Annotated in this window: 20 protein-coding genes; 17 read left to right on the top strand and 3 right to left on the bottom strand. The window is 43.4% G+C overall.

From position 1 onward, the window contains the following. Nucleotides 1-80: 80 nt before the first annotated feature. Together AS194_RS03570 and AS194_RS03565 are read right to left on the bottom strand one after the other, a co-directional pair. Entirely contained in the window at nucleotides 81-1,268 is a 1,188-nt protein-coding gene (locus AS194_RS03570; RefSeq protein ID WP_058024102.1) for an alpha-hydroxy acid oxidase, read from the bottom strand. A gap of 38 nt (nucleotides 1,269-1,306) precedes the next feature. After that, nucleotides 1,307-1,618, bottom strand: a complete 312-nt coding sequence (locus AS194_RS03565; protein ID WP_058024101.1) for a glutaredoxin family protein — start codon at nucleotides 1,616-1,618, stop codon at nucleotides 1,307-1,309. 289 nt (nucleotides 1,619-1,907) lie between these two features. On the opposite strand from AS194_RS03565, the gene mtgA reads away from it, so the two are divergent. The 6 genes from mtgA (at nucleotide 1,908) to AS194_RS03540 (ending at nucleotide 6,532) form a co-directional block, all read left to right on the top strand. Then, complete coding sequence (mtgA, locus tag AS194_RS03560; protein WP_058024100.1) at nucleotides 1,908-2,594, top strand: monofunctional biosynthetic peptidoglycan transglycosylase; 687 nt, start codon at nucleotides 1,908-1,910, stop codon at nucleotides 2,592-2,594. A gap of 212 nt (nucleotides 2,595-2,806) precedes the next feature. Continuing rightward, nucleotides 2,807-4,951, top strand: a complete 2,145-nt coding sequence (gene ppk1, locus AS194_RS03555; RefSeq protein WP_058024126.1) for a polyphosphate kinase 1 — start codon at nucleotides 2,807-2,809, stop codon at nucleotides 4,949-4,951. A gap of 360 nt (nucleotides 4,952-5,311) precedes the next feature. Then, on the top strand, nucleotides 5,312-5,482 hold the full coding sequence (locus AS194_RS13760) for a hypothetical protein (protein WP_167337591.1): 171 nt from the start codon (nucleotides 5,312-5,314) through the stop codon (nucleotides 5,480-5,482). Nucleotides 5,483-5,551: 69 nt separating this feature from the next. After that, complete coding sequence (locus AS194_RS03550; protein ID WP_058024099.1) at nucleotides 5,552-5,797, top strand: hypothetical protein; 246 nt, start codon at nucleotides 5,552-5,554, stop codon at nucleotides 5,795-5,797. Nucleotides 5,798-5,855: 58 nt separating this feature from the next. Further along, the gene (locus tag AS194_RS03545; protein ID WP_058024098.1) at nucleotides 5,856-6,230 is read left to right on the top strand and encodes a hypothetical protein; all 375 of its coding nucleotides are present in this window, start codon (nucleotides 5,856-5,858) and stop codon (nucleotides 6,228-6,230) included. A 71-nt stretch (nucleotides 6,231-6,301) separates the two neighbouring features. Next, nucleotides 6,302-6,532: a hypothetical protein gene (locus AS194_RS03540; protein WP_058024097.1), complete on the top strand. Its 231-nt coding sequence runs from the start codon at nucleotides 6,302-6,304 to the stop codon at nucleotides 6,530-6,532. Here the strand turns inward: AS194_RS03540 and AS194_RS03535 are convergent, their stop codons facing one another. Continuing rightward, complete coding sequence (locus AS194_RS03535) at nucleotides 6,533-7,189, bottom strand: tRNA-(ms[2]io[6]A)-hydroxylase (RefSeq protein ID WP_058024125.1); 657 nt, start codon at nucleotides 7,187-7,189, stop codon at nucleotides 6,533-6,535. Nucleotides 7,190-7,914: 725 nt separating this feature from the next. Here AS194_RS03535 and AS194_RS03530 point away from each other — a divergent pair. From AS194_RS03530 to AS194_RS03480, 11 genes are all read left to right on the top strand, one after another. Then, complete coding sequence (locus AS194_RS03530) at nucleotides 7,915-10,113, top strand: malate synthase G (RefSeq protein ID WP_058024096.1); 2,199 nt, start codon at nucleotides 7,915-7,917, stop codon at nucleotides 10,111-10,113. Between the two features lie 611 nt (nucleotides 10,114-10,724). After that, nucleotides 10,725-11,813, top strand: coding sequence for a porin (locus AS194_RS03525; RefSeq protein ID WP_058024095.1), 1,089 nt, complete (start codon nucleotides 10,725-10,727; stop codon nucleotides 11,811-11,813). Nucleotides 11,814-12,005: 192 nt separating this feature from the next. Then, nucleotides 12,006-13,640 carry a CTP synthase gene (locus AS194_RS03520; RefSeq protein ID WP_058024094.1) on the top strand — a complete coding sequence of 545 codons (1,635 nt, stop codon included), beginning with the start codon at nucleotides 12,006-12,008 and terminating at the stop codon, nucleotides 13,638-13,640. Nucleotides 13,641-13,873: 233 nt separating this feature from the next. After that, a complete protein-coding gene (gene kdsA / locus AS194_RS03515; RefSeq protein ID WP_058024093.1) occupies nucleotides 13,874-14,749 on the top strand; it encodes a 3-deoxy-8-phosphooctulonate synthase in 876 nt (291 codons plus the stop codon). Between the two features lie 27 nt (nucleotides 14,750-14,776). Then, entirely contained in the window at nucleotides 14,777-15,031 is a 255-nt protein-coding gene (locus AS194_RS03510) for a heavy-metal-associated domain-containing protein (protein ID WP_058024092.1), read from the top strand. Nucleotides 15,032-15,263: 232 nt separating this feature from the next. Next, nucleotides 15,264-15,488: a heavy-metal-associated domain-containing protein gene (locus AS194_RS03505; RefSeq protein WP_058024091.1), complete on the top strand. Its 225-nt coding sequence runs from the start codon at nucleotides 15,264-15,266 to the stop codon at nucleotides 15,486-15,488. 345 nt (nucleotides 15,489-15,833) lie between these two features. After that, complete coding sequence (locus AS194_RS03500) at nucleotides 15,834-18,191, top strand: heavy metal translocating P-type ATPase (RefSeq protein WP_058024090.1); 2,358 nt, start codon at nucleotides 15,834-15,836, stop codon at nucleotides 18,189-18,191. A gap of 325 nt (nucleotides 18,192-18,516) precedes the next feature. Further along, entirely contained in the window at nucleotides 18,517-19,833 is a 1,317-nt protein-coding gene (gene eno, locus AS194_RS03495; RefSeq protein WP_058024089.1) for a phosphopyruvate hydratase, read from the top strand. 161 nt (nucleotides 19,834-19,994) lie between these two features. Then, nucleotides 19,995-20,303, top strand: a complete 309-nt coding sequence (locus tag AS194_RS03490; protein WP_058024088.1) for a septum formation initiator family protein — start codon at nucleotides 19,995-19,997, stop codon at nucleotides 20,301-20,303. Between the two features lie 130 nt (nucleotides 20,304-20,433). Then, nucleotides 20,434-21,168: a 2-C-methyl-D-erythritol 4-phosphate cytidylyltransferase gene (ispD, locus tag AS194_RS03485; RefSeq protein ID WP_058024087.1), complete on the top strand. Its 735-nt coding sequence runs from the start codon at nucleotides 20,434-20,436 to the stop codon at nucleotides 21,166-21,168. Nucleotides 21,169-21,525: 357 nt separating this feature from the next. Continuing rightward, on the top strand, nucleotides 21,526-22,134 hold the full coding sequence (locus AS194_RS03480; RefSeq protein ID WP_058024086.1) for a BLUF domain-containing protein: 609 nt from the start codon (nucleotides 21,526-21,528) through the stop codon (nucleotides 22,132-22,134). Nucleotides 22,135-22,400: the final 266 nt, after the last annotated feature.

The following is a 22,400-nucleotide window of genomic DNA, read 5'->3' as shown; positions in this document are numbered from 1 at the left end:
TAGAGACAGTATAAAGGGTATGAGCAAATTATGTTATGTATAGCCAGTTTTAAACGTTGATTGTTCTACAATCAGCCGCTCTAAAAACGACCCACTTTGAGGTTTTCATACGTGCCTTTTACCAAGATATTATCCGTGACAGTATTGATATCGGTATGACCACAGAATGCCATAGATATATCACACTCTTTATAGATAATCTCAAGCGCGCGGCGCACCCCGTCTTCACCATACGCTCCCAATCCGTAGAGAAAAGCGCGACCGATCATCGTGCCTTTTGCGCCCAATGCGATAGCCTTTAGTACATCTTGACCAGAGCGAACGCCACTGTCTAGCCATACCTCGATATCGCTGTTTTCGGCTTGTACTGCCTGTACGATGTCTGCGAGGGCAGAGATAGAAGATAACGCGCCATCCAACTGACGACCGCCATGGTTTGAGACGACTAGGGCATCCGCGCCACTGCGAGCCGCCATAATAGCATCTTCAGGCTCCATGATACCTTTTATGATAAGTTTACCGCCCCACATGTCTTTGATACGCGCCACATCGTCCCAGCTCAGACGCGGATCGAATTGCTCTGCCGTCCAAGCAGAGAGTGATGACAGATCCTCAACATTTTGTGCATGACCGACGATATTACCAAACGTGCGACGTTTGGTGCCCAGCATATTCATACACCATTGCGGCTTGGTCATGAGGTTGATCATATTGCTTAGTGTTGGCTTAGGCGGTGCGGATAGACCATTTTTGATGTCTTTGTGACGTTGTCCAAGCACTTGTAAGTCGGCGGTCAAGATAAGTGCTGAGCAATTGGCCTCTTTTGCACGGCGAATCAGATTGGCCATAAAGTCTTGATCTCGCATCACGTACAGCTGAAACCAAAACGGCTTACTAGTATGAGTGGCGACATCTTCGATAGAGCAAATGCTCATGGTCGATAGTGAAAAGGGCACGCCGAATTTTTCAGCGGCGCGTGCGGCATGTATCTCACCATCTGCCCACATCATGCCGGTAAACCCCGTTGGGGCGATGGCTACAGGCATCTTGACTGGCTCACCGATCATACTCGTTGCCAGACTGCGGTTATCCATATCGACCAATACTCGTTGGCGCAACTTGATACGGTCAAAGTCAGTCTCATTATTACGATAGGTGGTCTCAGTCCACGAGCCTGAATCGACATAGTCATAGAACATACGCGGCACTTTACGCTCAGCGACACGGCGCAGATCTTCAATATCGGTCATTTTTTCTAGATTTATCATAGGATCCTCACTACAAATAATGTATAGACGGTTTGATGTTATGACGTAAGCAGTTGCTGCAAATCCATCACTGAAAACGGATAATTTAATCGCTGTGATGGAGTCAAAATCACAGGGATAGACGTGGCAAAATCCATCATAAGCGCCTCATCAAAGTCTGCAATATCGACATTTTGGTAAGTGATTGGTTGTACCGACTGAAACTGTGCAAGTATTTGCTCAGCGATATCACATAAATGACAGCCAGAGGTCCCTAGTAGCCACCATTGATTGCTATTTTCAGTGGTATTGAGGTTTGGGCTTGCGGCAATAACACGCGCTCGTAATACTTCTATACTATTATTATGCATGGTGAGATCTCTGAGCTTAAAGTATGCCGAAAAATGCTGACTATTAGGCTATTTTGATAAAAAGTAAAAAATAGTTGGTTTATTATTACATCATAAAGAAGTGGTGTAAATAATGACAGCGATTGTGAGATTAGGTAAGATGACCTGCTACTGGTCATTACTAATGACTGCCTGTTAATAAAAGGCAATGACAGCTATTTTAGGACTATTGGTTCATAGTTGCTGTTTTTAGTTATTAGCAGATGACCTATATTATCTTATTACTTTTTTAATCACTCGGATATCGCGCATGACAAGTTTTGGCAAGTTCATCAAACGTCTGTTATTGGCTATTATGTTATTGGTTGTCGCATTCCATATTTTGGTCACCGGACTACTACTAATCTGGAAAACGCAGCCGATTAACAACAGCATGTTTATGTTGACGCATCGCCTAACGGGTGGCACGGTCACGCAGACATGGGCTGAGTACGATGCCATCGCCAAGTCTGTCAAACAAGCAGCGATCGTGAGTGAAGATTCCACGTTTAGCCAGCACAATGGCTTTGATATTAAAGGTATCAAAGCGGCACAAAAGAAAAATGAAGAAACGGGCAAAATGTCCGCTGGTGGCTCAACCATTACGCAGCAGCTAGCAAAAAACCTATTTTTGACTTCGCATCGCTCTTATGTGCGTAAGGCAGAAGAGGCTGTCATTACTGTCATGATAGAAACGCTGTGGGACAAGCAGCGTATCTTGACCGCTTATCTTAATGTGGCAGAATTTGGTAACGGTATCTATGGTATCGATGCCGCCGCGCATCATTATTTTGATAAATCTGCGGCCAATCTGAACCGAGACGAATCAGCGCTCCTCATTGGGATGCTTACCAATCCGAAGTATTATGAAGACAATCAAGGTGACAGAGGCTTGCGCAACAAGCAACGTATTATCAAGAAACGTATGAAAAATGCGGTATTACCGCAAGCGTCTTAATCTTTTAAAAGAAGCCTTAACAACAAGAATAACGGGAAAGAATAATAGTTAATAACCTTTAAGACGATAGTATAAAGACGACGGCGTATCGATAACGCAAAAGGAGTAGTAACGTGGTAGAGATAAATAATAATCAGAACAGCGGTGATATGAACGAGATGATCGACGTTAATAGTGTGAGTGAAGATGGCAACGAAAACGTTAATAAAAATATGAGCGTAAGCAGTAACTATAATGATCTGACCGACATCGATTGGCAACGCTCAGAAGACGGCAGCTATTCACCCAGCAGTTATATCAATCGAGATTTGTCTTTATTACAGTTTCATCTGCGTGTACTGGCGCAGGCAGCCAGTCCTCGTCACCCACTGCTTGAGCGATTGTTTTTTCTCATTATTTTTTCATCGAATCTCGATGAATTCTTTGAGATACGTGTCGCTGGTATCATGCAAAAGCTCAATATCGGTGACGTATCGACCAGTGCTCACGGTATGCGCCCAAGCGAGGTGTTAAACGAGATCTCTGCGATCACTCACGACGCTATCAATGAGCAATATCGTATTCTGAATGAAGATATTTTGCCCGCTCTTGCGCTCGAAGATATCCGCTACCTAAAACGTGATGAGCTCAATGCCGAGCAGTCTGCATGGATGAAGCGTTATTTTACCGAGCAAGTTGTACCAGTATTGACACCGATTAGCATTGATCCTGCGCATCCATTCCCGCGTTTGGTGAATAAAAGCTTAAACTTTATTGCCACTTTAGAAGGCAAAGATGCTTTTGGCCGCGACATTAATTTGGCGATTGTTCCAGCGCCGCGCAGTCTGCCGCGTGTGATTCGTCTGCCAGATGAGCTAACGGGTGGTAAAGAGCATCATGTGATGCTGTCCGCCATCATTCATGAGCATATCGGTGAGCTGTTCCCTGGTATGAGTGTGACGGGTTGTCACCAATTCAGACTGACACGTAATGCAGATTTGGATCTGGCGGATGATGTAGAGGATATCGCCAAGGCACTCGAGGGCGAGCTTGAAAACCGCCGCTTCGGTGACAAAGTCCGTCTTGAGGTGACAACTGACTGCCCAGCGCACATCAGTGAGTATTTGCTCAATGAGTTTGAGTTGCATGACAATCAGCTGTACCGCGTCAATGGCCCTGTGAATCTGACGCGCTTATTGTTTGATTTTAATATTCCGGGACTGCGTTATCAGCCATTTACTCATGCCGTGCCAAAAGCCTTTCGCCGAGAGATGGATAAATCAGATAAATCATCCAGTATGTTTGCCGCTATGCGCAAAAGCGATGTGCTCGTGCATCATCCGTTTCATGCATTTTCACCCATTATTAATCTGCTTTGGCAGGCAGCTAGCGATCCCAAAGTGTTGGCGATCAAGCAGACATTATACCGCTCAGGTACCAACTCAGAGATCGTTAAGGCACTAGCCGCTGCCGCCCGTAACGGCAAAGAAGTCACGGCCGTCATTGAGTTGCGTGCGCGTTTTGACGAAGCTTCCAATATTGCTGTCGCCAACTATTTACAAGAAGCAGGTGCGGTTGTGGTTTATGGCATCGTCGGCTACAAGACCCATGCCAAGCTCATGCTCATCGTGCGCCGTGAAGAAGATCGAATCCGCCGCTATATCCACCTAGGCACAGGCAACTATCATGCGGCCAATGCCAAGGTCTATACAGATTATGGCTTATTCAGTGCCGATCCTGATATCTCAGAAGATGTGCATAAGATATTTCAAGAGCTCACTGGTATGGGCAAACCTGCCAATCTCAAAAAACTGTTACATGCACCATTTACCTTGCACGAAAAACTAATGAGCTTTATCGATGATGAGATTGCTCATGCTAAAGCAGGCAAGCGCGCTCATATTATCGTCAAAGCCAATGCGCTCACTGAGCGTCGCCTGATTGACAAATTGTATGATGCGTCGCAGGCAGGCGTCAAAATTGAGCTGATCCTGCGCTCTATGTGTTGCTTGCGTCCGCAAGTAAAAGGACTATCTGAAAACATCACTGTACGCTCTATTATTGGCCGATTTTTGGAGCATACCCGTATTTATTACTTCTATAATGACGGTGATGAGCGTTTATATTGCGGCAGCGCAGACTGGATGGATCGTAACCTGTTCCATCGCGTCGAAGTTGCGTTCCCGATTGAAAACAAAAAGCTGTTTAAGCAAATTTATCAGGATGGGCTACTAAACTATCTACAAGACAACACGCAAGCGTGGGCACTGGATGGCACAGGCGTTTGGCAGCAGCTTCAGCCAGCAGCAGGGGAGGTGCCACACGTTGCTCAAGAACACCTACTAAAAGTGATCAATGGTGTCGACGAGTCCAGCTAACTGATTGAGGGCTATCTTCATCATTTGACCAAGCACTATTTAGTCAAACACTATTTAACCAAGTATTGGTACATGCCAGTGCTTGGTTTTTCTGGTTAATGCGCTGTAAAAGTTACAAACTGTCTTGTAACCTCACATTTATTCACATATTGATACGGCAGTACACTGGTGAATCTCACAGTATCCTACCTATAATTAATATCAGTTCTGGTGCAGTTTATTATTTTTATCAAAAACCTCATCACTCATCTATCTAAAAGTAACTGAACAAAAGCAACTGACTAAAAGTGGCTGAGTACATAATGATGCCGCACCGGAGAAACTCTAAATTCAGTCAACAATAAAAATAGGAAATAAATCATGAGTACGACGAACAATGATACCTCAGACATCAAAAAAGCAGCAGAGCAAGCAAACGGTCAAGAGATTGAGAAAAATCTAGAAGACAACAAAAAAGTCGATGCGCCTGAGTCACTAAGTGAAGAAGAGCAAACAGCGTTCATTGAGGATGACCTACGCACTGACAAATAAGAGTGTGTTTGCAGCATACATCCAAAGCACTAATCAGATAACGATAATAAATAATGCGAGGGAGACGCCATGACCATGCCAGAAAAAAACAATACTGAAGAAAAATTCCTTGTAGAGGATCCAGCCGTTACGACGCAAGAAAATCCTCAAGACAGCTACGAAGGCCGAAAGTACCAGCCAAATATAGACGGGCCGGAACAAGCCTCACAGGAGACAGACGAGGTCTATGTCGACCCGCGCAAAGAAGAAGATCTGCCTGCGGGTGGCAAAAACGTATCGGACCTAAATGCTTATGATCTGAGTCGAGACGACTAACAAATGATAAGCACAATATGTTATCGATACAAACAATAATTATAATAAGGACAAAACAATGGAAACCAGAGATCCTGCTTTAAGTAAAACTCGAATCGCAGAAACGGACACGCATGAAACTTTAGACAGTGCTCAAACGGTGAAAAACCATGAGGAGCTCGAAGAAAACGTCAATGAAAATAAAGGTACCGACACTTTTGAAGAGGGTATAGTAGAGTCTGAGCACGTCAATGATGGTGACAATCCTGCTCGACAGCCCGACCGCCGCGATCAACCAGGTAATGGCTTTGATGATAATATCAATGAAAGCACCGTTGCAAGCGAAGGGCCTGATAGCCATAAGATTAACAATAAAAATCGCTATGCCACTGTCGATAATGCCCAGACACGGGTGCTAAACCCTGACGAAAAAGATCATAAAAAAGACAGATAGTTTTTTTATGATCTAGGGCACATCCTTCATTCACTTTATTTACTTTGATCTTTCTATCATAAGGAAATGCTATGAATAATCCCAATAATCACTCATTAAAACCAGCAGAGGCAGCGCAGTCACCAAGACACCAGCAGCATGAACTAAAAGATGCTGACGACAATGATGGTATCGTGCCTGATGATGCGCTGCAAAAAGCCAATCCTGCGGCTGCAGAGCGTGTCACAGATGATCACGACCCGCATCACGTCGCCAAAGACCATAAACAGTACGATAGCCCTCTGATGGAAGACAATAAATAGTTAAGCAGGCGTACCACTATGAAAGCGTAGCTCCGCGTCTGGACTATCTATTAATTCTGCTTCTACTTCTTTAAAAAACGCAACGCGCTCATCGATATTATCATCTGATAATGACTGGGCAAGCGCAAGGTAATCCTCAAAATGGCGGCTCTCTGACTTTAGTAGATAGCGATAGTATTTTGCTAGACGCGCATCATCAATGACTTCCGCCAACGCTGCAAAACGCTCACAAGAGCGCGCTTCAATGAACGCCCCAATGATCAGTACATCGACCATCGCTGCTGGCTCATAAGTACGTTTATGTTTCAGCATGCCCTTGGCATAGCGACCTGCACTCAAATACTTCCAGTCCTGGCCACGTTCGTTCATGATGCCAAGCACCTGCTCGTAATGCAGCATCTCTTCACGTATGAGCTGTGCCAATTTACGTTGCAAATCATAAGAGAACTCATACCGAAATATCAAATTCATCGCAGTGCCTGCGGCTTTTTTTTCGCAATTGGCATGGTCTTGAATGATGAGTGGTAGGTTATCTATAGCCGCATCTACCCAAGCTTGCGTCGTGCGCGCACCCAAAAAATTATAAATAGGGGATAGATCAACTTTTATAGGTGTGCGCAGGTGAGTGATATCGACGCTGTCTTCCCCTACGTCCATACTGCTTTCGTCAACGACATTTTCTGGTGAAAGGGGCGCTTCTTTTTCGAGGTTATCCTTATGAATATCGTAGTGATCAGTACCATGCGCTGATGATTGTAAGGACGAGAGGTCGGGCTGGTTTATAGTCATAATCTAAAAGGGCTTTTTTATAAATGAGAGTTTAAAGCAGCTAATTTGTAGATGCTTTCAAAATAATGGGCTGCAGTTACTACGGCTAAGTAAGTTGTCTGGATAATGGACAGCATTTAAGTGTAACTATAGATGGTAATGATTACTTACAGTTTAGTCTTAACTGAGCATTCATTAATTTCTAGATAGTATTCATGGTCTGTGAGGCTTACATCTTATACGATATCATTATTATACAACCCCAATATTTATTTTCTAAATGGCGTTTGCTTGTTTATTTTATTATTTGATAGTAGGATGAGATTTTGCTCTTTAGTCACAGTGTCTTGCTATCAATAGCACTTAGTAGAGAATGGCAAGCATTATACCAATGACAATTCTTGTATGAAAACAGAAGATTTATACAGTCTATTTTAGGGCTGATGAAAAACTCTTTAATGGATAATTATTTATCAGCATTAAATACCATAGGTTGTCGTAGGTAGCAATGATATCTTTTATTGTATGAATAATTGTTGATTTAAAATCAACGTTGAATAATAGTTATAGCAAGTTAATATTAATATACCTCACCAATAGATAAGGATAACGACATGGGCCAGTCTTCTAACGCCAATCGCATTCAAAAAGGCATTCTTGCCATCGACCAACAGTTGTATGACTTTATTGAAAACGAAGTGCTGCCAAAAGTTGGTGTTGATTCAGACAGTTATTGGTCAGGTTTTGAGAAGGTTATCAAGGAGTTTACGCCACGTAATAAAGCGTTGCTAGAAACTCGAGATAAGATTCAAGCACAGATTGACCAGTGGCACCTACAACACCCTGCAAAAGATGGCGAAATCGATTATCCAGCCTATAAGGCGTTCTTGCAAGAGATTGGTTATCTACTGCCAGAAGGTGATGACTTTACGGTCAGTACAGAAAATGTCGATGATGAAATTGCTCATATCGCAGGGCCGCAGCTAGTCGTACCAGTACGTAACGCTCGTTATGCGCTTAACGCGACCAACGCACGTTGGGGTAGCCTATATGATGCGTTGTATGGCACCGATGTTATCAGTAGTGACAATGGTCAAGAAGCGGGTGGTAGCTATAATCCTACTCGCGGTGCTGCTGTTGTCGCTTATGCCAAAGCGTTCCTAGATGGGCACTTCACACTAGCATCAGGCTCTTACAATGATGTGAATGGTTTTAAAGTGATCGATGGCAAGCTTGAAGTCGTACAGGGTGATGGCAGCACAGAGTTAAAAGATACTAGCAAATTTGTCGGTTTCGTCGGTGACGCTGAAGCTCCTACAGGTGTACTGTTAAAGAACAACGGCTTGCATGCTGAGATTCAGATCGATAGTAATCATCCAGTTGGCAAAGATGACCCAGCAAATATCAAAGACGTGCTACTTGAGTCAGCCATGACTGCGATTCAAGATTGTGAAGATTCGGTCGCTGCTGTAGATGCAGAAGAAAAAGTGGAAGTCTATCGCAATTGGTTTGGCTTGATGAACGGCGATCTACAAGAGACCTTTGAAAAAGGTGGCAAAACCCGTACTCGCAAACAAAACCCAGATCGTGAATATAATACACCTGATGGCGGTAAGCTGATTTTGCCAGGTCGTTCGCTACTCTTGATTCGTAACGTGGGTCATCTCATGCAGAACCCCGCAATTTTGGTTGATTTAGGCAATGGCCAAGAGCAAATATTTGAAGGCTTAATGGATGGTTTAATCACACCATTATTATCACTCAATGATATCAAAGGCAAAAACGAGCTATCAAACTCCCGCCAAGGCTCAATGTATATTGTGAAGCCAAAAATGCATGGCCCTGAAGAAGTTAAAATGGCCAATGATTTATTCAATGCATCAGAGGACTTATTGGGTCTAGAGCGTAATACGCTCAAAATCGGTATCATGGACGAAGAGCGCCGTACCACAGTCAATCTGAAAGAAGCGATTCGCCAAGCAAAAGAGCGTGTTATCTTTATTAATACAGGTTTCTTAGATCGTACGGGTGATGAGATGCATACCAGTATGAATGCTGGTCCATTCGTGCCAAAAGGCGACATGAAGTCGCAAGCATGGCTACCTGCGTATGAGCAGTGGAACGTTGATATCGGCTTAGAGACTGGTCTGCAAGGTCATGCTCAAATTGGTAAAGGCATGTGGGCAAAACCTGATGAGATGAAAGAGATGATGGATACAAAAGCCGCTCATCCGAAATCTGGTGCCAGTACGGCTTGGGTACCCTCACCAACGGGCGCTACCTTGCACAGCATACACTATCATCAAGTTAGCGTGGCCGATGTACAAGATAGCCTAAAATCACGTGAGCGTGCGAGCTTAGATGATATTTTGACCATTCCATTAGCAAAAAATACCAATTGGACAGAGGAAGAGAAGCAGCAAGAGCTTGAAAACAATGCTCAAGGTATCTTAGGGTATGTGGTACGTTGGGTAAACCAAGGCGTAGGCTGTTCCAAAGTACCTGATATCAATGATGTTGGCTTGATGGAAGATCGTGCTACCTTACGTATCTCTAGCCAGCATATTGCCAACTGGTTACATCATGATGTGGTAAGCGAGCAGCAAGTGATGGACACAATGAAACGTATGGCAAAAGTTGTCGATGAGCAAAATGCAGGCGATAGTGATTACCAGCCAATGGCAGATAACTTTGATAACTCTTATGCATTTAAAGCAGCCTGTGATTTGGTCTTTAAAGGACGCGCGCAACCTAGCGGCTATACTGAACCATTGTTGCATCAAGCGCGCCTTGATCTAAAAGCCAATGCTTAGAGAGGCCGGCTTAGCAATGGGTATTTTAGCGTATGCTGAAGTCTAAGGTGTAGTATCTAATCTTGCTCGTTTGTAACGCTAAATATGTCATAAATACGTTGGTCGATTCTTCATAAGCGCTATTTATTTATCAATGGATAGCGCTATTTCTTGGGCAATTATTTTGTTTTTATTAAAATATTTTAATACTATAAGTAATGATATTAATCAATAAAAGCGCTATCTGCTTGAGTAGATAGCGCTTTTTTTTGTAGCTATTTGGATTTTATAGGTGACTTGTCATTTGATACTGGGGGTATCGAAAAAGCGAAAAAATATGTTGCAAATTATGTCAAAGTTGTTATGCTTGTACTCGAAGTATGAGTTTGGTAACGGATGTTACGCAATGGAGTGATAAAGACAACAGGTTACACAGCAGTTACGCTCTTAATCCCAGTCATGTAAATTATTGTTTTTTTCATCTTACTGTAATAGAACTTCGCCACACTTGTTTCTGACTAATCTCGGTAGCCAGTTACACATTATATCTTTGAGGATTTGTGACGATACCATTATGGGCGCCAGCTAATAACAGCTTGCTCATTACTACAATTGTAAAGTGGAGATACCCCATGAAAAAACTACTTTTAGCTACAGCAATCGCAGCCCTATCTGTATCAGCAGCCAATGCAGCACCAACCGTTTATGGTAAAGCATTTTTAAGTGCTGATTATGTCAATGGTGAATTTGATTCAAACGTTAATGATGCTTTTGATCGTGATGAAGATACCGTAGAAATTAACTCATACAGCTCACGTATTGGTCTAAAAGGCTCTGAAGCAATGACTGCCAACACTGATGTTGTTTATCAGTTAGAGTATGGCATCCGTGTTGATGGTGAAGATCGTACTTTCAAAAGCCGTGATACCTATCTTGGTGTAGTAAACAAAGACTTCGGTGAAATCCGCGCAGGTCGTAACCAATCTACCCTAGACTACATCAACAACGTCATCGTAAACGAAGGTTACTGGGATAACCTAGGTGACAGCAACCTAGAAAGCAACCAGAAACTTGGTGGTCTAAACATGGCTGATAGTGGTCGTATTAACAACTCTATCATTTGGAAAGCCCCTCAATACAACAACCTACCACTAAACCTAGCGGTAATGTATAGCTCTGACGCTAATGAAGACAATGGCGCTAGTGATAATGATGATGGCTACGGTGCAGCACTAACTTTTGACCAAGGTACTGGCTTTACGCTAGGTGTTGCTTATGACAAAGACCAAAACATCTCAGGTGAGATCATCCGTGGTACGGCTACTGTAGATCTAGGTAAATACATGGCATACCCAGTACAGTTGGGCGCGTTATATCAGCAAGCTGACTTTGACTACTCTTCAGAAGACGAAAAAGGTCTGGTACTAAGTGCAAACATGGATCTAAACAACTTTGCTCGTCCAGCAAACGTATACGTTCAGTACAACAATACTGAAAGCTTGGATGGTAACGAAAATTCAGACTCAGATCAGATTGTTGTTGGTGGTAAGTACTTCTTTAAAGACAACGTCATCATGCACGCTTACGCTGGCTTGAACAAAGCTGACAATGTAAGTACTCAAGCAGCCGGTATCGATGATAATGGCGATGATGCAATGTTCGATACTATCGGCGATACAGAAGTATTCGTACTGGGTACTGGTCTAGAATACAGATTCTAATACCAACGCTACCATGTAGTTAAAAAAAACTCATCCTTCGGGGTGAGTTTTTTATTGTATAGAGTACGAATAACAGAAAAATGTTTATTATCAGCGTGAAAAATAAGAGTTTCAGATAGTTTGCATTTTTGCCCTATATTTTATAGCGTATTTTTAGTAAAATCCTTCTTTACCAATTACCGACAGAGTACTATGACCAAGTTTATATTCGTGACCGGTGGGGTAGTGTCCTCACTAGGAAAAGGTATCACCGCAGCCTCTCTTGCAGCGGTCTTAGAAGCACGTGGCGTGACTGTCACGATGACCAAAATGGATCCGTATATTAACGTCGATCCAGGTACGATGAGTCCGTTTCAGCATGGCGAGGTGTTCGTCACCGAAGATGGTGCAGAGACTGATCTAGATTTGGGTTATTATGAGCGTTTTTTACGTCACTCAAAAATGAGTAAAAGTAATAACTTCACCAGCGGCCGTATTTATCAGAACGTTTTAAATAAAGAACGTCGCGGTGAATATCTAGGCGGTACGGTACAGGTTATTCCGCATATTACCGATGAAATCAAAAACAAAATCCTCGCGAGCGGCGAAGGATATGATATTGCTATTATTGAGATTGGCGGTACCGTCGGTGATATCGAATCCCTTCCTTTTATGGAAGCTGTCCGTCAGATGCAAGTAGAGCTGGGGCGCAATCGTGCCATGCTGATGCATCTTACTTTAGTACCTTATATTGCCAGTGCCGGTGAGACCAAAACCAAGCCGACACAGCACTCTGTAAAAGAGCTACGCTCAATCGGTCTACAGCCTGACATCTTAATCTGCCGCTCTGATCATCATATCTCACAAGATAACCGTCGCAAGATTGCGCTATTCACCAATGTAGAAGAGCGTGCCGTTATCATGTGTGAAGATGCGCAAAGTATCTATCAGATCCCGCGCACGCTACATGAGCAAGACCTTGATGATCTCATCTGTGAGCGTTTCGGTCTTGATGTGCCCGAAGCGGATTTGAGCGATTGGGATAAAGTGGTTGAAGCCCAGCTAAATCCTGAAGGAACAGTGACAGTTGCGATGGTTGGCAAATACGTTGAGCTACCAGATGCTTATAAATCGATCAACGAAGCATTGCTACACGCAGGTATCACGCATAAAGTCGATGTCAAAATCGACTACATCGATGCTGAGCGTTTAGAAGATGACGACACTCTACTAGCGCAGCTAAAAGAAGCCAATGCTATTTTAGTACCAGGCGGTTTCGGTGAGCGCGGTACGATGGGTAAAATAAAAGCCATCACCTATGCTCGTGAAAATAATGTGCCGTATCTAGGTATTTGCCTTGGTATGCAGTTGGCTGTGATTGAGTATGCGCGCAATGTACTGAATATCAATGCCAACTCTTCTGAGTTTGATCGTAAGACAGCTGAGCCTATCATTGGGCTTATCACCGAATGGTTAGATGAGCGCGGCGAGCTACAGATTCGTAGCGATGACTCAGACCTCGGCGGTACCATGCGCCTAGGCGCGCAGCAAGCAGAGCTGGTTTCTGGTAGCAAGCTTGCTCAGATTTATGGTGCTAACAATATCACTGAGCGCCATCGCCATCGTTATGAGATGAATAACCGTTATATTGAGCCATTAGAGCAAGCGGGTATGACTATATCTGGTTATTCTGCCAAACAGCATTTGGTAGAGTCGGTAGAGATTAGCGAGCATCCATGGTTTGTTGCTGTACAGTTCCATCCTGAATTTACTAGCTCACCACGCGGTGGTCATCCACTGTTTAATAGTTTTGTCAAAGCGGCGAAGAACCATAGCGAAGCAAAATAGTCTTCATAATAGAGTAACTCTATATAATGTAGTGTAAAGTAAAAGTATTTATTATAAAAAAGACTGATCTTCGGATTGGTCTTTTTTTTGCTCAACTCAGGTTGTTTGTTGTTATTAACGAGTCAATATCCTCATTAATAATCTCTAATTACGCTTGCATACTTTTTTTAATCAGGCTATCGGTTACAATATGGGATGGAGATATTAATAACAAAATAAGAGGTAGTGGCTAAATGGAAAACCTATTAACGGCGCAATCACACATTGCACTTAACACGCCTAATAATAAGACGATCAACATTGGTAATGATCAACCCTTTGTATTATTTGGTGGGATGAACGTCTTAGAATCTAAAGAGTTGGCGTTTGAGATTGCTGAGCAATACGTTGAGATATGTGAGCGCTTGGGTATCGGCTATGTGTTTAAAGCGAGTTTTGATAAAGCCAACCGCTCAAGCCTGCATTCATACCGAGGGCCGGGACTCGCGCAAGGTATCGATTGGCTCGGGCAAATCAAAGAAAAATTCCATGTACCCATCATTACCGATGTGCATGAACCACATCAGGCCGCGCCAGTGGCTGAGGTTGCGGATATTATTCAGCTACCAGCGTTTTTGTCACGTCAGACAGATTTGGTCCATGCCATGGCAAAAACGGATGCCATTATTAATATCAAAAAAGCGCAGTTCTTAGCGCCGCATGAGATGCGTCATATTGTCAATAAGTGTTTGGAGGGCGGCAACGATAAGCTGATACTGTGTGAGCGAGGTAGTGCTTTTGGTTATAACAATCTGGTCGTGGATATGCTCGGTTTTGATACCATGAAGCAGATGGACATCCCGGTATTCTTTGATGTCACCCATAGCCTACAGCAGCCAGGTGCGCGCAGTGACAGTGCAGGTGGGCGCCGTGAGCAGATTACGACACTGGCACGTGCTGGTATGGCGACAGGATTGGCAGGGTTGTTTTTAGAAGCACATCCAAATCCAGAAACGGCGAAATGTGATGGGCCATGTGCGCTGCGCATGAGCCAGCTAGAGCCGTTTTTGCGTCAGCTTAAGCAGATTGATGATCTGGTCAAAGGCTTTGAGACATTAGATACTCATTGATATTATAAATGATAAGAGGGTGATGCAATGGCGATTCAAACCGCACAAGTCAGTATAGAAAATATCGACGATGAAGATGGTCTAGATAGTGTAATGACCGCTCTTAAAAATATCTCAGGCGTGACTGCTATCGATCTAGATCCTGTGCATGATGTTGCAACGGTCAGTTATGATGATACGGATACGAGTATTCATGCTTTGACGGCGGCGATTAGTATGGTTGATTATGTGACTCAGCCATTTCCTATCGATGCGCCGCAAAATCCGCATCATAAAGACTAAAACATATGGACGATCTGAATGCTACATAAGCAATGAGTAGCGTTCAGGTTTTTATTAAGAAGTTCCTGTCTTGTTAATAGCATCTCGTTAATAAAGTAACAACCAAAGTGTCTTGCTGTCGCTGATAATAGGGCTTATGCTTGTTTAGTGGTACTTTGATAGGTTTTGAGAAGTAAATATTGAAGAACAGCTATCAAGGCTACTTTTCACTAATAAAAATAAGGAGCCAACCATGGCAAGCCAAACACGTATTATTCAAATTGATGGCATGACTTGCAGCGGCTGTGTGGCAAGTGTACATACTGCTACTGCCGACATTGACGGTTTAGATACGATCACCGTTGATCTAGCTGACAATCTAGCGACGGTCACCTTTGATGATAGCAAAACCAGTGCAGAAGCGATTGCTTCGGCTATTGATGATGCTGGATTTGAGGCGACTGTCGCTAATTCATAAATGTCGTCATCTATCTACAAAACCAGCTACCATGTTATTACTGGCATGATAGCTGGTTTTTTAATGGTTAAAAATTCTGATTATAGATTACGTCCATGGCTGTCCTAGTTTGCTGCTATTTACTAAATGATTGAGGCTTACTTGAATAGATGATGGTTGTGACCATCTAATAGGCGCTACCTGAATATATTGCAATATGTCTGTCTATAATAACTGGATAGCCTAAACAGCGTATTCATACTGATTGTTATCGTGTTTTACTTGTTTTATTTGATTTTTTTGTCAATCCACTGATATTTTATTACGGCTTCTATGAGTATATGGACGCTATAAAGAGTTATTTTTATGAATGATACTACCCGTACCACTAGTGATGAATCCTACGATGTCGAGACTGACATTCAATCAAATACGCCACTTGCACCGCAACGTGCGCATCTGCAATTGGCGATTGATGGCATGACGTGTCAGGCCTGTGCTTCACGAATCGAAAAGGTGCTGAATAAAAAGCCTTCGGTGTATGAAGTGAGTGTGAATTTTGCTGGTGAGACGGCAAATGTAGATTATGATCCGATGCAAACGACGCCAGAACAGGTCACAGAATGGGTAAACAAGACGGGTTTTGTTGCCAATCTACAGGCCAGCGACAGTTTATTTGCAAAAACAGATGAAGACACAGCCACCAAATATCCATGGCGATTGATTGGTTTATGGTTGTGTTTGGTGCCATTTTTGGTGGGTATGGCAGGCATGTTGGTGGGTGCTGGGATGGCGTGGATGCCGCCCATTTGGATTCAGTTTATTTTAGCGACGATTGTACAGTTTGGCTTTGCGTTACCATTCTATAAGAGCGCATGGGCATCCATCAAAGGCGGTCTTGCCAATATGGATGTACTGGTGGTGATTGGTACCGTGACGATATGGGCATATTCGACTTATCTGTGGCTTACTCATGGCGATGGCACTTTGGGGAGCCTCTTGCAAAGTGGACATATGGGCGGACACGGTGCTAGCAATAGCCCAGCCGTATATTTTGAAGCAGGGGTGATGGTCATTGCGTTTGTGCGGACTGGTAAATACTTAGAGGAACGTACCAAGAAGCATAGCCTCAACAGCATTGATTTATTATTGTCATTAACGCCAGATGAAGTCGAGCAGCAGCAGCCAAATGGTGATTTTCATAATATTGCACTGTCTGATGTACAAGTAGGTGATATTTTGCGGGCCAAGCAAGGCAGCCGTATCGCGACCGATGGCATCGTCACAGATGGTAGCGGCTGGTGCGTGGAGAGTCACTTAACAGGTGAGTCAATAGCGCTCAAAAAAGAAGCGGGCGATGGATTACTGGCAGGTGCTTTGGTGGAGAATGGCAGTTTGCTCTATCGCGTCAGTGCCAAGGGTAGTGACACCAAGCTTGGCGATATGGTGCAAGCATTGAGTGAGGCACAAGGCTCAAAAGCTAACTTGGCAAGATTGGCGGATAGAGTGACTGCTGTGTTTGTGCCAATCGTGGTCACTATTGCGTTGGTTACTTTTGGCCTAACATGGTGGCTGACTGGTATGGTCGATACGGCCTTAATGCATGCCGTCTCAGTATTGGTCATTGCTTGTCCTTGTGCGCTTGGTTTGGCCACGCCAGCAGCCATTATGGCAGGTATGGGGGTTGCTGCGCGTCATGGCGTGTGGTTCAAAGACGCGCAAAGTCTCGAGGCGGCAGGCAATATTGATACAGTGGTGCTCGATAAGACAGGCACGCTGACCATTGGTAAGCCGACTATCGTCGATCAGGTCATGGTGGATAAGTCACTGGCCGTTGATGATGTATTGCAAATTGCAGCCAGTGTCGAGGCGCACGCCAGTCATCCACTAGCAACAGCTCTGATCAATACTGCTAAAGACCGTCAATTGTCTCTATTCAACGTGACTGATATCAGTGTGATAAAAGGTGCTGGTATACAAGCGAATATCGAAGGGCTTGGACGAGTAAACGTCGGGACGGCTGAATTTGCTAATATGACGTTACCTAAGCTGATGCCAAAAGTATGGCAAATTGCCAGTACCGTTGCCATTAGTATCAATGATGAGCCACTAGGCGCATTTGCCTTGGCAGATGACTTGAAAGCGGATACCCCGCAAGCAATCACTGCGCTACAAAATGCGGGTATTAATGTGATCTTGATGAGTGGTGATAAGCAGTCGGTCGTCGATCATGTGGCAGGGCAGCTGGGTATTGAAAAAGCTTACGGCAAAATGAGTCCACGCGATAAGGCCAGACAAATTGCACGACTGCAAACTGCTGGTCATAAGGTGGCGATGGCAGGAGACGGGGTCAATGATGCGCCAGCGATGGCCACTGCCGATGCCAGCTTTGCAATGTTTGAAGGAACAGATGTCGCACAGCACAGCGCTTCTGCCCGTCTAATGGGCGAGTCGCTCATGCATATTGATGCGGCGCAAAAAATCGCGCAAGCAACGCTACGCAATATCAAGCAAAATTTATTTTTTGCCTTTATTTATAACTGTCTTGGTATTCCACTTGCTGCGTTTGGGTTTTTGAATCCGATGATTGCGGCTGCTGCTATGGCGCTTAGTTCTATCTCAGTCTTGATGAATGCGCTACGATTGACACGCTTTAAAACAGAGGTTGAGCTAGATAATACGGTATCTGCCCCGCACACCAATGAAACGCGTTTAGCGAAATAATAATTGCTGTATTAGCACTGATATTTCATCAACGCAGACCAAACGAGTATTTGAGATATACCTATCTATGATGATATTTATGACCGCAAGTCAGTGTAAGATAAGGGAAGTTTGATAAAATATATGCTATGATGCCAAGCACGATAGCCAACCGTTAATCTGTTCAATAAGCCTTCCATCATATGCAAATATAGTCATATGGCAGAAAGGCTTGAAGGGATTCTAGATGTATTGGCTATATGATATTTTGCTTTATCTTTTTTGTATGCTAGCTGCCGTTATTTATCTCACAAACTTGGCATGACCAAAGGAATTAACAGACATTATGTACGCTGAAGAAACCAACAACGTCACCGCAATTAAAGACATTCGCGCTCGTGAAATTTTAGACTCGCGCGGCAACCCAACCATCGAAGCTGATGTGATCTTAGCTGATGGCACTGTCGGCCGTGCTGCGGCGCCAAGTGGCGCATCAACAGGCTCACGTGAAGCGCTTGAGTTACGTGATGGCGACAAATCTCGCTATATGGGTAAAGGCGTCAAAAAAGCCGTTTCCAACGTCAACAGTCAGATTCGCAGTGCTTTGATTGATAAAGATGTGACTGAACAGCAGGGTATTGATGATGCCATGATTGCGCTAGACGGCACAGAAAACAAAGAGAGCTTGGGTGCGAATGCCATGCTAGCGGTGTCACTTGCGACGGCCAAAGCGGCTGCCAAGTCGCAGAATCTGCCATTGCATCAGTATATTGCTAACTTGCGTAATCAGACGTCATTGACCATGCCTGTGCCAATGATGAACATCCTAAATGGTGGCGAGCACGCGGACAATACCGTTGATATTCAAGAGTTTATGATTGAGCCAGTTGGCTTTACCAGCTTTTCAGAAGCGCTGCGTGCTGGTACAGAGATTTTCCACAGCTTAAAGTCTGTATTGAAATCACAAGGCTTAAATACCGCTGTTGGTGATGAAGGTGGTTTTGCACCAAATCTACGTAGCAACGAAGAAGCCATCACGGTTATTATGCAGGCGATCGAACAAGTCGGCTACAAAGCGGGTGAAGACATTCATCTTGCGCTAGACTGTGCGGCTAGTGAATTTTACAAGAACGGTCAATACGTATTGGCAGGCGAAGGCAACAAAGCTTTCGATAGCCAAGGGTTCTCAGACTATCTCGTTGGGCTCACGCGTCAGTATCCTATTATCTCTATCGAAGACGGTCTTGATGAGTCAGATTGGGATGGTTGGAAGTATCTGACCGAGCAGATTGGTGATAAAGTCCAGTTGGTCGGTGATGATCTATTTGTGACCAATCCTACAATCTTGCAAGAAGGTATCGATAAGCATATTGCCAATGCTATCTTGATTAAGTTCAACCAAATCGGTACATTGTCAGAAACGCTAGATGCGATTTATATGGCGAAGAAAAATGGCTATGCAACCATCATCTCGCATCGTTCAGGCGAAACCGAAGACAGCACCATTGCAGATTTAGCAGTTGGTACCGCTGCCGGTCAGATCAAAACAGGCTCACTATGCCGCTCAGACCGTGTTGCTAAGTACAACCAATTGCTACGCATCGAGCAGCAAGTACGTGCAAGCTACCGTGGCCGTGAAGAGTTTATCGGTCTACGTGGTTAACAGACTGACTTGGCTTTTTAACGCGTAATATGCGTCAAAAAGTCTAAGCTCAAAAGCCGAACTTATCATTAAATCTAGGCGATATATAATCATTTGTGTATCGCCTAATCATCTTAAAACTCTTATATCATTCTTTCTATGTTGTTTGGCGTTGTCACCTTATGAAATATTTTAGCCAATTTATACTACTTGCTCTAGCCGTTGCAGTGCTTTTGGGATTGCAATATCAGTATTGGCTGGGGGAAAATGGCCATTTTGAACATAACAAGTTGACGGCTCAAATTGAAGAGCAACAACGCTTAAATGATAACCAAGTGGCAGCAAACAATCTATTACGTACCGATGTGCAAGATCTAAAAACTGGACTTGAGGCGGTAGAAGAGCACGCTCGATTAGATTTGGGCTTAATCAAACCAAATGAAACTTTTGTCCAAGTATCAACTGCACCAACGACGCATAGTAGCTATTAAGCTATAGCTATCGGTCTGTATGATGTGATATCAAGCATTATCATTTATTATAAAGCCATCCGTCATTCTTATCATTTTCACTATTTCTCTTTAAATATATCGTCATGGGTTCAACCATGAGTATCACACTATGAATAAAACCCCTAATATACACGCCATGATCGTCGCAGCTGGTCGCGGCAGCCGTTTTGGTGCGTCTATCGCCAAGCAATACACAATGCTACAAGAGCAGACGTTGTTGCAGCACAGCGTGGCTAGGCTTGGTCATAGCGATTATATTAATAAATGCCTATTGGTCGTAGCAGCAGACGACAGCACAGCGCAGGAGCTAGAGTTTGAGCTTCCTATATATTACGCAGTTGGTGGGGCCGAGCGTTGGCAATCAGTGCAGGCAGGGGTAGAGGCCATCAGTGAGTCAGGCGCCGATGATTCGGATTTGGTACTCATTCATGATGCGGCACGTCCCGCTGTACCGAGTGTGGATATCGATCGAGTTATTAAAGCGGCGATGAGGGAGCCTTATGGTGCTATCTTAGCGACACCGGCGGCCGATACGTTGAAGAGCTCCTATCAGAAAATCACACCTACTGAGGAAGATAGACTCATTTCTTATGTGAAATGCACTATTGACCGTAGCAACATATGGCAAGCACAAACCCCGCAAGTTTTTCGTTTAGGTCAGCTGAAACGCGTCCTACGCTATGTGTCTGAACATCAGCTTAGCATCACAGACGAAGCCAGTGCTTTTGAGCACTTAGCGCTACCTATACGTTTGGTGCCGGGTAGTCGACAAAACATCAAGCTTACGTATCCTGATGATGCCATATTACTGGCAGCAATTCTTGATATCCAATTCTCACATTAATCAAATTTATAGATTTGCTTCGTATTTATATCAGATAGCTCAAGGTAATGACTGTCAATATCGCATCAATTTCACGGCAAGTTTTAGATTCAATAAAAGTTAATATATATTAATCTAATATATAATATATATTTAAGACATGTTTTTTGTATATAAGCAAGACTATTAATTAATAAAAGGTTGCTTTGATGACCAATCTAACCTATGATGTAACTAACTTAATACAATTAATATAAAAACTTATAAAATCAATAATATATCAGACCGATTCATTACGCTTAGTTATTTTGTCTCTATATTTTCTGAAGTTAGTATGATTGTTTTAGCGACATTTACCTGATAATAGGGAGAAGCTGATTGTCAACAATCAACGATTCAACAAACCCAGTAACGACAGATCTCTGCCAGCTTGTATATATAAGCCGGATTACCTCTACTGGTCTTTCAAGTCCTAGCACGCTTAATGATATCTCAGAGACCGCGGTCGAACGCAATCAAATAGATAATATCACGGGTATTCTTTGCTATGGCAATGGCTACTTTTTGCAGTGTGTCGAAGGCTCAGAGCAGGCACTAACCAACCTAAAAAATCGTTTGTTGATAGATGATCGACATAAAGAATTGAAGGTTTTAGATTTTTCTGAGATTACCAAACGTCGTTTTGCCAGTTGGTCATTACGTTCAATTACCCTTGAGCGTTGGATGACTAAAGAGCCTGAACTTAAAAAGTTAATGCCATTTAAGCCGTATGAGTGGGATTCTAATGAGTGGCAGAAGTTCTTGGAAATATTGCAGGGCTACTATGAAGAGCAAACGAGAACAGGTAACGTTGATACGCCTCCTGTCAAATACAGTACGCTAGGGGTGACGTTGAGTAAGGTCGTTGGTCAACACCAAGCATTCTTTTTAATTCAGACGGTACTCGGCTTGATGATAGCTGCCACATTGCTATGGCTAATACTGTAATCGATAAATAATATAGTTATAGGCGTTAATTCTCTTATGATTTTAAGTATGTTCATACGATTGCTCATCGAGCTAAATACTAATTATATCTAGTTGAGCAGACAAACAAGAAAAAGCCAGCATTGAATCAATGCTGGCTTTTTCTAATTAAACAACTAGCTTGGATATTAAGAGCAGACATAAAAAACCCCCACTCATAACATATTATGAGTAGGGGTTTCGGTGGTACCATTGTTAGTCTTATTGGATGCTAACAAGTGACGCCA

Origin of the sequence: Psychrobacter piscatorii, from assembly GCF_001444505.1 — a bacterium.
GTDB classification, from domain to species: Bacteria; Pseudomonadota; Gammaproteobacteria; order Pseudomonadales; family Moraxellaceae; genus Psychrobacter; species Psychrobacter piscatorii_B.
The sequence above is the reverse complement of the archived record's forward strand: the minus strand, read 5'-3'. Positions and strand labels throughout refer to the sequence as shown.

Coding starts and splice junctions, on each gene's coding strand:
- AS194_RS03565 (WP_058024101.1), bottom strand. CDS start 1,618: ATGCATAATAATAGTATAGAAGTATTACGAGCGCGTGTTATTGCCGCA.
- AS194_RS03490 (WP_058024088.1), top strand. CDS start 19,995: ATGAAATATTTTAGCCAATTTATACTACTTGCTCTAGCCGTTGCAGTG.
- AS194_RS03530 (WP_058024096.1), top strand. CDS start 7,915: ATGGGCCAGTCTTCTAACGCCAATCGCATTCAAAAAGGCATTCTTGCC.
- AS194_RS03520 (WP_058024094.1), top strand. CDS start 12,006: ATGACCAAGTTTATATTCGTGACCGGTGGGGTAGTGTCCTCACTAGGA.
- AS194_RS03525 (WP_058024095.1), top strand. CDS start 10,725: ATGAAAAAACTACTTTTAGCTACAGCAATCGCAGCCCTATCTGTATCA.
- AS194_RS03570 (WP_058024102.1), bottom strand. CDS start 1,268: ATGATAAATCTAGAAAAAATGACCGATATTGAAGATCTGCGCCGTGTC.
- AS194_RS03500 (WP_058024090.1), top strand. CDS start 15,834: ATGAATGATACTACCCGTACCACTAGTGATGAATCCTACGATGTCGAG.
- ispD (WP_058024087.1), top strand. CDS start 20,434: ATGAATAAAACCCCTAATATACACGCCATGATCGTCGCAGCTGGTCGC.
- AS194_RS13760 (WP_167337591.1), top strand. CDS start 5,312: ATGAGTACGACGAACAATGATACCTCAGACATCAAAAAAGCAGCAGAG.
- kdsA (WP_058024093.1), top strand. CDS start 13,874: ATGGAAAACCTATTAACGGCGCAATCACACATTGCACTTAACACGCCT.
- AS194_RS03540 (WP_058024097.1), top strand. CDS start 6,302: ATGAATAATCCCAATAATCACTCATTAAAACCAGCAGAGGCAGCGCAG.
- ppk1 (WP_058024126.1), top strand. CDS start 2,807: ATGAGCGTAAGCAGTAACTATAATGATCTGACCGACATCGATTGGCAA.
- mtgA (WP_058024100.1), top strand. CDS start 1,908: ATGACAAGTTTTGGCAAGTTCATCAAACGTCTGTTATTGGCTATTATG.
- AS194_RS03545 (WP_058024098.1), top strand. CDS start 5,856: ATGGAAACCAGAGATCCTGCTTTAAGTAAAACTCGAATCGCAGAAACG.
- AS194_RS03505 (WP_058024091.1), top strand. CDS start 15,264: ATGGCAAGCCAAACACGTATTATTCAAATTGATGGCATGACTTGCAGC.
- AS194_RS03550 (WP_058024099.1), top strand. CDS start 5,552: ATGACCATGCCAGAAAAAAACAATACTGAAGAAAAATTCCTTGTAGAG.
- AS194_RS03535 (WP_058024125.1), bottom strand. CDS start 7,189: ATGGACGTAGGGGAAGACAGCGTCGATATCACTCACCTGCGCACACCT.
- AS194_RS03510 (WP_058024092.1), top strand. CDS start 14,777: ATGGCGATTCAAACCGCACAAGTCAGTATAGAAAATATCGACGATGAA.
- eno (WP_058024089.1), top strand. CDS start 18,517: ATGTACGCTGAAGAAACCAACAACGTCACCGCAATTAAAGACATTCGC.